Below are 11,610 nucleotides of genomic sequence, written 5' to 3'. Positions count from 1 at the left end.
GATTATGCGGCCTCCCGCAGCGCGGTGGCGAACTGGCCCATGGCCCAGTCAATTTCCTGCCGGCTGATCACCAGTGGCGGCGCGAAGCGCAGGGTCGATCCGTGGGTGTCTTTGACCAGCACGCCACGGTCGGCCAAACGCAGACTTATTTCCTTGCCAGTGCCCAGGGCCGGCTCGATATCCACACCGGCCCACAGCCCAAAGCCGCGCACCGCCACGACGCCGTCGCCGATCAGCTCGCGCAGCCGCCGATGCAGGTGAGCACCCAATTCGGCTGAACGGGCCTGGAATTCGCCCCGCTCGAGCATCGAAATGACCGTGGTTCCGATCGCCGCGGCAAACGGGTTGCCGCCGAAGGTCGATCCGTGTTCGCCTGGATGCAGCACGCCGAGCACGTGACGGTCCGCGACCACGGCCGACAACGGAACCACACCACCGCCCAGCGCCTTGCCCAGCAGGTACACATCCGGGACGACACCCCAACGGTCGCAAGCGAAAGTGTGGCCGGTCCGGGCCAGCCCCGACTGGATCTCGTCGGCGATCAGCAACACGTTGTGCTCGCTGCACAACGCGCGGACGGCCGGCAGGTAGTCGTCGGGCGGGACGACGATGCCGGCCTCCCCCTGGATGGGCTCCAGCAGCACCGCGACGGTGTTGTCGTCGATCGCGTGCGCCAGCGCCACGGCGTCGCCGAAGGGCACCGAGCGGAATCCCGGTGTGAAGGGCCCGAAGCCGTCCCGCGCCGTCGGGTCCGACGAGAAGCTGACGATGCTGATCGTGCGGCCGTGGAAGTTGTTGTCGGCCACGATGATGTTGGCGCGGCCCTCGGGCACACCCTTGACGTCGGCACCCCACTTGCGCGCGACTTTCAGACCACTCTCCACGGCCTCGGCGCCCGAATTCATCGGCAGCACCATGTCTTTGTCGCACAACCGGGCCAGCGCCGCGCAGAACGGGCCGAGGTTGTCGGAGTGGAAGGCGCGACTGACCAGCGTGACGGTGTCGAGCTGGGCGTGGGCCGTCGCGGTGATCTCGGGGTTGCGATGTCCGAAGTTGACGGCCGAGTATGCGGCCAGACAGTCCAGGTAGCGCCGGCCGTCGGCATCGGTGATCCACGCACCTTCGGCGCTGGCGGCCACCACGGGCAGCGGCGAATAGTTATGTGCCGCATATTGTTCCACCAACGCGATAGCGGCGTCGGTATCGTCGGCCGCGGCTGAGGTCCGGGCATCGAGAATCGTCACGTAAACACCTCCAACGTGCAGCACTTCACCGAACCGCCGCCCTTGAGCAGCTCGGACAGATCGACGCCGACCGGCTCGAAGCCGAGCTCCCGCAGCTGGGCCGCGAACCCCGTTGCCGCAGAAGGCAGCACGACATGCAGGCCGTCGGATACCACGTTGAGACCCAGCACGTAGGCGTCGGCGCTGCCCACCACGATGGCGTCGGGGAACAACGCGTGCAGCTGCTGCTGCGCCGCCTCGGTGAACGCCGGCGGATAGTAGGCGATCGTGCGGTCGTCGAGAACCGCCACCGCGGTGTCCAGGTGATAAAAGCGTGGGTCGATCAGCTCGAGGGAGACCACCGGCATGCGCAGGGCCGCGGAAATTTCGGGGTGGGCGCGCACGTCGGTGCGAAACCCGTAGCCCGCCAACACCATTTCGCCGACCATCAGCAGGTCGCCCTGCCCTTCGTTGATGTGCCGGGTGGATATCGGCTGATAGCCCATCGACGACATCCAGTCCGCATAGGCCCGCGACTCGCCGGCCCGTTCAGGGAACCGGAACCGTGCCACGAGGGCGATGTCGTGCGCGACGAAGCCGCCGTTGGCGGCGTAGACCATGTCCGGCAGCCCGGGCACGGGCTCGACCAGGTCGACGCGATGGCCCAACGCCAGATAGGTCTGGCGCAGGTTTTCCCACTGCGCGTGCGCCACGCGCACATCCACCGGTGTGCTGGTGTCCATCCACGGATTGATCGCATACTCGACCGCGTAATGGGTCGGCGGCGTCATCGCATATCGACACGGCCGGGGTGTCCTGGGCCGCTTGGCGGCCGCGGCGTTTTGCCATGCAGCGGGCGCAGGCGCTGCAACCGGCACCGGCTCGTCAACACAGTAATCCGTCATGCTTCAACGATATTTGCCGCCCTTAACACAATCAAACGACGATTCTTGCGTGTCTATGAACGATTTATTGCGCTAAGATGGCGATTACAACGATTTATTGTGTTGCGGCGAGCGGAGGGTGATGGACCGCCTGGACGACACCGACGAGCGCATCCTCACCGAGCTGACCGAGCATGCGCGGGCCACGTTCGCCGAGATCGGCGAAAAGGTGAACTTGTCGGCGCCGGCGGTCAAGCGCCGCGTCGACCGGATGCTCGACAACGGCGTGATCAAGGGGTTCACCACCGTTGTCGATCGCAATGCGCTCGGCTGGAACACCGAAGCCTATGTACAGGTGTTCTGCCACGGCACAATTGCGCCCGATCGGCTACGGGCGGCGTGGGTGGACATGCCCGAGGTGGTCAGCGCGGCGACGGTCACCGGGACGTCGGACGCAATCCTGCATGTGCTCGCCCGTGACATGCGCCACCTGGAGTCGGCGCTGGAACGCATTCGCTCCAGCGCCGACATCGAACGCAGCGAAAGCATTGTCGTGCTGTCCAACCTCATCGACCGGATGCGAACCTAGCTTTCGCCGAACCAGCGTGCCAGCCGCGACGGTGACGGGCTCGGTGGCCGGCGAGACACGTAGGGCCACGGCCGGTTTCGCTCCGGAATGGAATTCGCACGGGCAACCTTGAGCTGCATCCGAAGGTGCTGGTGCAGGTCGTGCAGATCCGGATCCGTCCACCGGTTGTCGGCTTCGATCGGGTCGTGGGTCAGGTCGTAGAGTTCCCATTGGTCGTCCAGCGGATCCGTCCGATACGCCTCTCCCCCAAGGCCGTTGGCCGCCAAGTGGCGCACCCCGGGTTCGGTCCAGGTGCCCGGATCGTCGAAGGTGCGGACCAGCTTCCACAGGTGCCCGGCGCCGCCGGGCACCGTCGCATCGTCGACCTTCACAACCAGGCCCTCGAAATTGGAGGCGGTATGCGCTGGGATCCGAATACGCAGCGGCGCAGGCGGATCCACTGTCTGCTTCAGCCGACGGGCCAGGCCCGACGCGCCGCTGTCCCCCTCCAGCATGTTGTCGCGCGTCATCAGGTAGACGGCGCGCGTGTCGTCGGCGGACGCGCCACCGACGATCGGCATCAGGTCGAGGCCCGGCAACGCGTGGACTTCTGAGAACGACTCGGCCAGCGTGCCGGCGACCTCGGCGACGTCAATGCCTGCGGCGGACAACAGCGTCGGGACCAGGTCGACGTGTGATGTCGGCGCGCTGACAACGCGGTGCTGGGTCGCGTGTTCGCCGATGCGGACGATGACGAACGGAACGCGGGTGGCCTCGTCGTAAAGGTTGAACCACTTCTGGTGCAGGCCGCCGTGCGCGCCAAGCAGATCGCCGTGATCGGCCGTGCGCACCAGTACCGCATTGTCCGAGCCGCCCTCGGTGACGGCCCGTCGCACCCGATCGATCGGTGCGTCCGCTTCGGCGTGCAGGCGGTAGTAGAGGTCGCGATAGCGCTGTGCGTTGCGGTCATAGGTCCATTTGATCGCCGGCGCCGGACCGTAGCCCGAGTAGTAGGCCTCGCGAAACGCGATCTGCGCCGCCGGCTTAGTCGAGAGATCTTCGTCGGCGGTCGGCGCCGCGGGCACCGGCGGTGGGTCCAGCGGTGACGGCTTCACCGGGCTTCGGCGTGCCCACAGCGGGAATAGCACGATGTCGTGCGGGTTGACGAAGCTGGCGACCAGGAGGAAGGGACGCAACGCTTCGGGATCGCCGGCGCGACGACGCTCATAGCGATCGGTGAGCCACGCGACGACCCGGTCGGCGATCAGCGGATCGCGGCGAATTCCGGCGTTGGCCAGCAGCGCGCCGTGCGGTTCCGGGCCGACCCATCCGGAGAATCCGTACGGCCCAAGCGGATCCGCGTCGAGATAGCGCTTTACCGCAGCCGCATCGATGATCCCGTTGTCGTCATTGGTCGCCAACGACCCACCGGTTGCCGGGTCGGTGAGGTCGGCATGCGAGATGTGCCACTTGCCGTCGTAGTGGGTGTCATAGCCGGCGGCGCGGAACCAGTTGCCCAGGGTCGGCACCTCGCCCTGCCGCAGCCAGCGCATGCGGGAATCCTCGGCGGTCTTACCGATACCGTCGGTTTGGGTGACGCCGTGCAGGTCGGGATACTGCCCGGTGAAGATTGTCGGGCGGCTGGGCACGCACGCAAGCGAGCCGGTGTAGTGGCGAGCGAAGCTGACGCCGTGTTCGTCGAACCATTTGCGGCCCAACAGTGTTCGATGGCGCCAGGCGAGCACCTCGTCCGTCTCGTAGGGCGGTATCGCACGCTCTTCGTCGGTCATCACGATGACGACGTCGGGACGGTCAGACACTGGCGCACTCCAATAGGTTCGCGAGGCCGGCGAGCATCGAGTCGGATCGTCGGGCCACGAGGCGGCACAGGACCTGTTCGGCGAGGCGGTGGGGTGGGTGAGGTCCGATTTCGACGGTGCTGGTGAGGGTGACCACGGTGGACCCGCCCCCGGCCGCCGACAGCGTCCAGCGATTGCTCACCCTGCGCAGGCGCTTGGGTAGGCCTTCGATGTCGTAGGCCAGTGTGCGTGGCGGGCTGAATTCGGTGATGCGTTCGACGAGCGTGTCGCGCCCGACCTGGACCCGACGGGTCGTGCCGACGGCGCCGCCATCGGGGCCGGAGAACAAGATGCATGAGTGATCGGCGTTCGGCGCCCACGCACTGATCGAGCCGAAGTCCGCGAGAATGTCCCAGATTTCGTCCGCGGGAGCCGCGATGGTGCGGGTGCGGTGAGTGTCGGCCACGCGTTCACGCTACGCGAATCGAACGGCCGCGCCCGGGTTATTGCGTAAGGTGGAAAATCGTCTCGACCGCGACCGCGGCGCCACTGGCCGCCAAAACGATGGCGAGCGTAACCCAGTCCGCCAGTTTCGGTCTCGCCCGAACCGCGGAGAGCTGACCGGCGCCGCCGCGCGCGGTGATGGCGTCTCCCATCTCGTCTGCCCGTCGCAGTGTCACGGTGATGGCGGCCGCGAGCAGATCGATGAGTTCCCGCGTGTGCTGCTGGCGCCGCGCCTTGCGGCTGCGCGGTATCTGTTTGGGACGCAGCCGGCGGGCGGCGTAGAGCACCTGGAATTCGTCGATCAACATGGGAAAGGCGCGCAGGGCAAGTGCCGAAGCCACCGCCCATTCGTCGACCGGGATTCGAAGGACCTTGAAAGGACGGCCCAAAGTCGCCAAGGCGGGCCCGATTTCGGCGACATTGGTAGTCCAGGAGATCATCGCTCCCAGCCCGAGCAGGACGATCGACAGCGCGGTAACCCGCAGGAAGTTCAACGCCCCGCCGAATCCGATATGGGCCCCGGCGATCGAGATTGACGGGCTGCCGCCGGCCAGCGCGGCGGTCACCCCGCCCAGCGCGAGAATCAACCACAGCACGCGCGGTATCGAGGGCAACGCGCCGCGCGGAATGTGCGCGGCCCGGGCCGCGGCGGCCACGACGACCCCGACCAAACCAATCGACACCCAGCCTGGGTAGAACGTCAGCAGCACCGAAATACCAAACACGACAAGCAGCTTGGTGCCGGCCCAAAGCTCGTGAATCGGCGATGTTCCGGGTATGGGCACCAGCAGCACGACCGGACGGGCGGCGCGGCGCGGGGGCGCTGGTCCGGCGGTCGACGAGGCGGTCACGGCATACCCCCCGCCGTCGCCGGCGCCGTTTCCAGCACACCCTTGCGCAGGTGCAGGGTTCGTGGGCACACGTCCTCCAGTCCGGCGAAGTCGTGCGAAATGACCACCAGCGTCAGCCCCCGCTCGTGGCGTAAATCCGCCAGCAGGCGCAGCAGGCCGCGCTGGCTTGGGCCGTCCAGTCCGGCCAGCGGTTCGTCGAGGATCAACACTGGCGGCTTACGCACCAGCAGCCCGGCCAGCACGACGCGGCGCATCTGGCCACCGCTGAGTTGATCGATGCGCCGGCTGGCCAGTGCGGGATCCAGCCCGACCGCGCCCAGTGCCTCGGCCACCAGGTGCTCGTCGCGATCCGAAAAGCCAGCCGACGACGCGACTTCCAGGCCGACGTTGCTGCGCATCAGCTGCAGCCGGGCCGCCTGGAACGACAATGCCACCGCACCGACGTGCTCGTGGATGGGCTCGCCGCCGATCAGGCAGGCGCCGGTGGTGGGAATCGTCAGGCCGGCCATGATCCACGCCAGCGTCGACTTGCCCGACCCGTTGCCGCCGTGGATCAAGACCCCGTCGCCCTGCTCCACCACGAAGTTGATGTTGCGCAGCGCGGTCTTGGCCCACGGTGTGCCGCTGCCGTATTCATGCCCGACGTCGATGAGTTCGATCATCCGGCCGCGGCCCCCGGGATCGACGGCCGCGGTCGATGCCGGCGCGGCGGCGGTCTCGACCATGCTGCCGGCGCTAGGGGATGACTCGCTGAGGTTGATGGTGCGGTCCGCGGACGCCGCTTCGTTGTCGAAATGCGTGATGTGCACCAGGGCGGTCCGATGCCGTTCGGGGAGACGAGATAGCACGCTCAGCAAGGTGTCTCGGCCTCGCTGATCGACCATGCTGGTGACCTCGTCGGCGATGAGCAGTGCCGGCTCCCGGGCCAGTGCCCCGGCCAGCGCCAGGCGCTGCAGTTCTCCCCCGGAGAGGCTTCCGGTGTCGCGTTCGGCGAAGGCGTCCAGACCGACCTCGCTCAACAACCGATCCACGTCGATGTCGGTGCCCGGCGGTAGGCCCCACACCACATCGTCGGCAACCCGGGTGCCCAACACCTGGCTTTCCGGGTGCTGCAAGACGACGGCGGTGCCGCCCAACTTGCCCAACCCCACCGCTCCTGGGCGCTCCACGGTGCCCGACGTCGGCTCCCGGCCGGCCAGAATCAGCATTAGCGTGGTCTTCCCGGATCCGTTGGCTCCGGTGACGGCCACGTGTTCACCGGCCCGAAGGTCCATGCTCACTTCGCGCAACGCGTCTTGACTGGCGTTGGGGTAGCGGAAACGCACCTTGTCCAACCGCGCGGGAACCGGCCCGACCGGAGCCTGCTCGCCGTCACTGCCGTCCCAGGCATCCAGCTTGTGCACATCGGGGATTCCGCACATGCGCTCCAGCAGGCGGGACAACGCCCACCAGCCGATCAGCGACACGATCATCACGGCGACAACGCAGTAGCCCAGCGCCAACCATTGCCAGAAGTGCAGCGCCTTGGCGAAATACCGCGTCAGCGTGGCAGCGGCCGTCTGCAGATGAACGCGATTCATGAACGCGGCGACCCCGCTGACGTTTGCCGACGCCGCCTGGAAGATCAAGTGCCGCAACCGAGTCATCACGGTGAACTCGCCTATCACCGCGGCACCGAACACGAGCCCGGCAACGAACGACGAGGAGATCACCGTGGCCACTCCGCCGCCTCTGCGCTTGACGACCCCAGTCATCCCACCGATGTAAGCGGAGTTGATAACCGTCACAAAACTGCCCAGGCCGGCGATCAGGAACGCGATGATTCCGGCAGCAACCGTCGCCGCGACCAGGACGCGCAGCCGGTAGCGGTAAGCCAGCAATCCCGTCGGCACGGTCCCCAGCAAGGCCAATCCCGCCGCAAACGGGACGACGACGGAGATGATCGCGATCACCGCGCACAGCGCCCCCATGACCGCGGCCTGTGCCAACTCGCCCGGTCGCAGGGATCCACGCCGATGGTGCGGACGGCGGGACGAGGTCACTTGACCGATTCTGCCAGGCATGAAGCGCAGACGAGCGCAGCGCACCGCGCCCTGGAAGTTTTGCGTCCGGGGTGTTTGAGATTCGTCTCGCTTAGCAAAGCTATGCAACCATGAACACATGGGCAAGGTTGCTGACAGCGCGAACATCGAACACCACCAAGGCTTAGGAGCGGATCTGCTCGCCGTGGTGGCGCGACTCAACAGGCTCGCCACGCAGCGCATCCAGATGCCGTTGCCCGCGGCGCAAGCCAGGCTGCTGGCGACCATCGAAGTCCACGGCGAAGCCCGAATCGGTGACCTCGCCGCGGTCGATCACTGCTCACAGCCGACGATGACCACGCAGGTGCGACGGCTCGAGGACGCCGGCCTGGTCAGTCGGACGGTCGACCCCGGAGACGCCCGCGCCGTCCGGATCCGCATCACGCCCGACGGTAAGCGAACGCTCAACGCCGTCCGGTCCGACCGCGCCGCGGCGATCGAACCGCAGCTGGCCCAGCTCGAAGCGGAAGATCGCAAGGTGCTTGCGGAGGCGGTCGACGTGTTACGCCGGCTTGTCGACAATGCGGGCGCCCCGACTCGCCGCAGCCCGGTGAGCAGCGCCCACTCCTAGTGGATTGACCGCCGCCGGCTGGTAGACACTCAATTGATCTGACCGGCGATGAAAGGTGGCGGCCATGCGGAACGACGCGTTCGGCCCGCCCCTGACCGTCTGGGTCGGACCCACCCGCTACGTCTTTCCCCCCGGCCGCGACGTCGTGGTGGGTTACGGCGGCCGGTGGGACATTCCGCTGAACCTCCCGGCGCACGTCCCTCCCCACGCTGGACCGACGGCCCCCGAGCTGGTGCTGCGGTTCACCGGCGACCGCTGGGTGGCGATCGACAACAGCCGCAACGGCATTTTCCTCAACGGCGCCCGGGTGTCGACGGTCGATATCGGCGACGGTCAGGCGATCTCGATCGGCGATCCGCAGCGGGGTCCGCGCCTGGTGTTCCAGATCGGTGCCCACGTCCCGACGCAGCGGACCACACAGAAAATTCCGATCCCGCCGCCACGGCCTGCGGCGGGGCGGCGCGCGGCGCCTCCGCCTGCGCCGCCGCCCGTTGCGCCTCCGCCGCCGCCGGTGCCGCCTATCCTCGCGCCGCAGCCACGGGCCGTCGAGGAGCAGCCGACGAAGGGCCGAGGTCTGATCGAGCGGGTGACCGACGCGACGCGCAAGCTGCGCGCCCGGCGCGCTGCGCCGGAAGCCGGAGAAGGCCGAGAAGGCGGAGAATCCGTTCCTACCTATCGGCTGCCGCTGAAGGCGGGTGCCCGGACCATCGGCGTCGCCGCCTATCAGCTGGGACTCAGCGTCGACGGACACGAAGTGCTCTCGGACGTCTCCTTCGCGGCACGCCCGGGCACGCTGACCGCGGTGATCGGTCCGTCGGCCGCACCCAGCGCCGCGCTGCTCGGCGTGCTGGCCGGCATCAGGGAACTCGGCTCCGGCCGAATCACCGTGGACGGCCACGACATCCAGGCCGAGCGCGAGTCCATGCGCGCCCGCATCGGGATCGTGCCTCGCGAGGATCGCGTGCACTCGCGGCTGACCGTCCAACAAGCGCTGGGCTACGCCGCCGAACTGCGGCTACCGCCCGACACCTCGGCCGAGCACCGCCAACGCGTGGTGGACCAGATTCTCGAAGAGCTCGAGCTCACGGCCCATCGCTCGACGCGGATCGGCAAGCTGACACCCGAGTTCCGCCGGTGCGCGGCGATGGCGATCGAGCTCATCAGCAGGCCGACACTACTGGTGGTCGACGAGCCGGGCGCCGGACTGGATGCCGACCAGGAAAGCCACGTGCTGAAAGTGCTGCGCCGCCAGGCGGACATCGGCTGTGTGGTCGTCGCGAGCATGACGTCGCCGACGTCGCTCACCCACCTCGATATGTGCGACCAGGTGTTGGTGCTCACCCCGCGGGGCTCCATGGCCTTCGACGGGGCGCCCCTGCACATCGGGTCCGCGATGGCCACCAGCGACTGGTCGGAGGTGCTCGCGCAGGTTAACGCCGACCCCGAGGGCGCGCACCGCGCGTTTCGGGCCCGCCAGCACGCGCAGGGCCCGCCGGCGCCGCCTCAGGTCGCAGAACCGTGGCCACCTCCCGCCCCACTCAAGCCGATGCGACAGATCAGGCTCGCGGCCCGTCGCCAGGCGCGCCTGTTCTTCGCCGACCGCCTCTACCTTCTCTTCCTGCTGGCCCTGCCGTTTGCCTTGGCGGGCCTGACGCTGCTCATTCCGGGCGGATCGGGCCTGAGCCAGCCCGGCGCGAACAGCCGCAACCCCCATGAAGCGGTCGAAATCCTGGCCGCGCTCAACCTCGCGGCGGTCATCATCGGCACCGCGCTGACTATCCGGGAGATCGTGAACGAACGTCGGATCTTCCGGCGTGAGCAGGCCGTCGGCCTGTGGGCGCCGGCGTATCTCCTCGGCAAGATCGCGTTCTTCGGCCTCGCGGCGGCCGTGCTGACCGCGATCACGTTCGCCATCGTCGTCGCCGTCAAAGGCGGGCCGGTGCACGGCGCCTTGTTCCTCTACGACGCCACATTCGAGCTGTACGCAAGTGTCGCCGGCACCGCCATCGTCTCAGCGATCGTCGGGCTCGCGGTGTCGACACTCGGCAGATCGCTGCGGGAAGTCGTGCCGTTGGCCGTGCCGGTGATCCTGGCATCGCTGTTGTTCGCCGGGGGGCTGCTCACGCTGGTCGGTACCTGGGGCTACGACCAGATCTCCTGGTTCGTCCCGGCCCAATGGGGCTTCGCGGCGTCGGCCTCCACCGTCGATCTGCGCCGGGTCGATCCGCAGGCTGCCGACGTCGGGATGTGGGCCCACTACGTGGGCTGGTGGATCTTCGACAGGGTGATGCTCTTCATCCTCGGCGTGGCGTGGGCCGGGATCGCCGGCTACCGACTTCGGCCGGCGCGACGGCGCGTCACATCAGCGACGCCACCAGCAGACCCAGCACATACGTAGCGGCGACGGCGACCCCGCCGAACAGCAGCTGCCGGCCCGCGGCCCACCACACCGGTTTGCGGGTGAACCGGGCGGTGAGCCCGCCCGCGACTAGCAGGCCGAGGCCACCGCACGCCACACCTATCCACAACATTCCGTAGCCGAGAAGGTAAGGGATCAGCGGGATTACCGCTCCAACCGCGAACATCAGGAAGGACGCCGACGCGGCCAGCGTGGCAGACGGCTTTTCGCGGGGATCCAACCCGAGCTCGCGGACTAGATGGAAGTTGACTGCTTGGTTCTCGTCACGGTGGATCTCGTCGGCGGCAGCCTGGGCGGTTTTCTCGCTCATGCCCAGCTCGACGAGCGTGTTGGCCAGTTCGGCTTGCTCGGCTTGCGGGTGGGCGCGAAACGAACGACGTTCGACGCGCACCTCGGAATCGATCTGCTCGTTGGCCGTGGTCACCGACGTGTACTCACCCAGTGCCATGGAGAACGCCCCAGCTAACAAGCCCGCGATGCCGCTGACCAAGGTGGTGTGAGCACTCTCACCCGCAGCCACACCGGCGATCAGCGCCGTGTTGCTGACCAGGCCGTCCATCGCGCCGAAGGTGGCCGCGCGCAACCACCCGCCGCTGATGTTGGGGTGGGTGTGACCGACGTCGTACTTCGCCTGAGGTGACCGGCTGTCTGGCGAGGCCATGACGTCATCTAAGCGTGGTATCGCCGCCCGCAGCAACGGTCGCGACCGG

10 protein-coding genes and 1 pseudogene are annotated in these 11,610 nt (G+C 67.7%); 3 read left to right on the top strand and 8 right to left on the bottom strand.

Annotated elements, in window-relative coordinates; translation table 11 throughout:
• Positions 1-2 precede the first annotated feature (2 nt).
• Together rocD and ddaH are read right to left on the bottom strand one after the other, a co-directional pair.
• Positions 3-1,244 (bottom strand): ornithine--oxo-acid transaminase, encoded by a 1,242-nt coding sequence (rocD, locus tag MNAB215_RS20445; protein WP_077080424.1) that lies wholly within the window; start codon positions 1,242-1,244, stop codon positions 3-5.
• A complete protein-coding gene (ddaH, locus tag MNAB215_RS20440) occupies positions 1,241-2,128 on the bottom strand; it encodes a dimethylargininase (protein WP_077080423.1) in 888 nt (295 codons plus the stop codon). Before ddaH ends, rocD begins: the two co-directional genes overlap by 4 nt.
• Positions 2,129-2,249: 121 nt before the next feature.
• Here ddaH and MNAB215_RS20435 point away from each other — a divergent pair, with 121 nt between their 5' ends.
• Positions 2,250-2,696, top strand: coding sequence for an Rv2324 family transcriptional regulator (locus MNAB215_RS20435; protein WP_077080422.1), 447 nt, complete (start codon positions 2,250-2,252; stop codon positions 2,694-2,696).
• On the opposite strand, the gene MNAB215_RS20430 is transcribed toward MNAB215_RS20435, so the two are convergent.
• The 5 genes and pseudogenes from MNAB215_RS20430 to MNAB215_RS30825 form a co-directional block, all read right to left on the bottom strand.
• On the bottom strand, positions 2,693-4,495 hold the full coding sequence (locus MNAB215_RS20430) for a sulfatase-like hydrolase/transferase (RefSeq protein ID WP_077080421.1): 1,803 nt from the start codon (positions 4,493-4,495) through the stop codon (positions 2,693-2,695). The two genes, MNAB215_RS20435 and MNAB215_RS20430, sit on opposite strands and share 4 nt — an antisense overlap.
• Positions 4,488-4,940, bottom strand: coding sequence for an SRPBCC family protein (locus MNAB215_RS20425; RefSeq protein ID WP_077080420.1), 453 nt, complete (start codon positions 4,938-4,940; stop codon positions 4,488-4,490). The genes MNAB215_RS20430 and MNAB215_RS20425 overlap by 8 nt, the downstream gene beginning before the upstream one ends.
• A gap of 37 nt (positions 4,941-4,977) precedes the next feature.
• Entirely contained in the window at positions 4,978-5,829 is an 852-nt protein-coding gene (locus tag MNAB215_RS20420; RefSeq protein ID WP_077080419.1) for a CbiQ family ECF transporter T component, read from the bottom strand.
• On the bottom strand, positions 5,826-6,734 hold the full coding sequence (locus MNAB215_RS30830) for an ABC transporter ATP-binding protein (RefSeq protein WP_425436546.1): 909 nt from the start codon (positions 6,732-6,734) through the stop codon (positions 5,826-5,828). Before MNAB215_RS30830 ends, MNAB215_RS20420 begins: the two co-directional genes overlap by 4 nt.
• A gap of 39 nt (positions 6,735-6,773) precedes the next feature.
• A pseudogene (locus MNAB215_RS30825) lies at positions 6,774-7,088 on the bottom strand (ATP-binding cassette domain-containing protein); the annotation flags it as partial.
• A 901-nt stretch (positions 7,089-7,989) separates the two neighbouring features.
• On the opposite strand from MNAB215_RS30825, the gene MNAB215_RS20410 reads away from it, so the two are divergent.
• Together MNAB215_RS20410 and MNAB215_RS20405 are read left to right on the top strand one after the other, a co-directional pair.
• On the top strand, positions 7,990-8,481 hold the full coding sequence (locus tag MNAB215_RS20410) for a MarR family winged helix-turn-helix transcriptional regulator (protein ID WP_077080417.1): 492 nt from the start codon (positions 7,990-7,992) through the stop codon (positions 8,479-8,481).
• A gap of 64 nt (positions 8,482-8,545) precedes the next feature.
• Positions 8,546-10,879 carry an ATP-binding cassette domain-containing protein gene (locus tag MNAB215_RS20405; RefSeq protein ID WP_077082191.1) on the top strand — a complete coding sequence of 778 codons (2,334 nt, stop codon included), beginning with the start codon at positions 8,546-8,548 and terminating at the stop codon, positions 10,877-10,879.
• Here MNAB215_RS20405 and MNAB215_RS20400 read toward each other — a convergent pair.
• A complete protein-coding gene (locus MNAB215_RS20400) occupies positions 10,839-11,561 on the bottom strand; it encodes a VIT1/CCC1 transporter family protein (RefSeq protein ID WP_077080416.1) in 723 nt (240 codons plus the stop codon). The genes MNAB215_RS20405 and MNAB215_RS20400 overlap by 41 nt on opposite strands.
• Positions 11,562-11,610: the final 49 nt, after the last annotated feature.

This window comes from Mycobacterium numidiamassiliense (assembly GCF_900157365.1).
GTDB lineage: Bacteria > Actinomycetota > Actinomycetes > Mycobacteriales > Mycobacteriaceae > Mycobacterium > Mycobacterium numidiamassiliense.
Note: the sequence above shows the minus strand (reverse complement) of the source record. Positions and strands in the feature narration are given on the sequence as shown.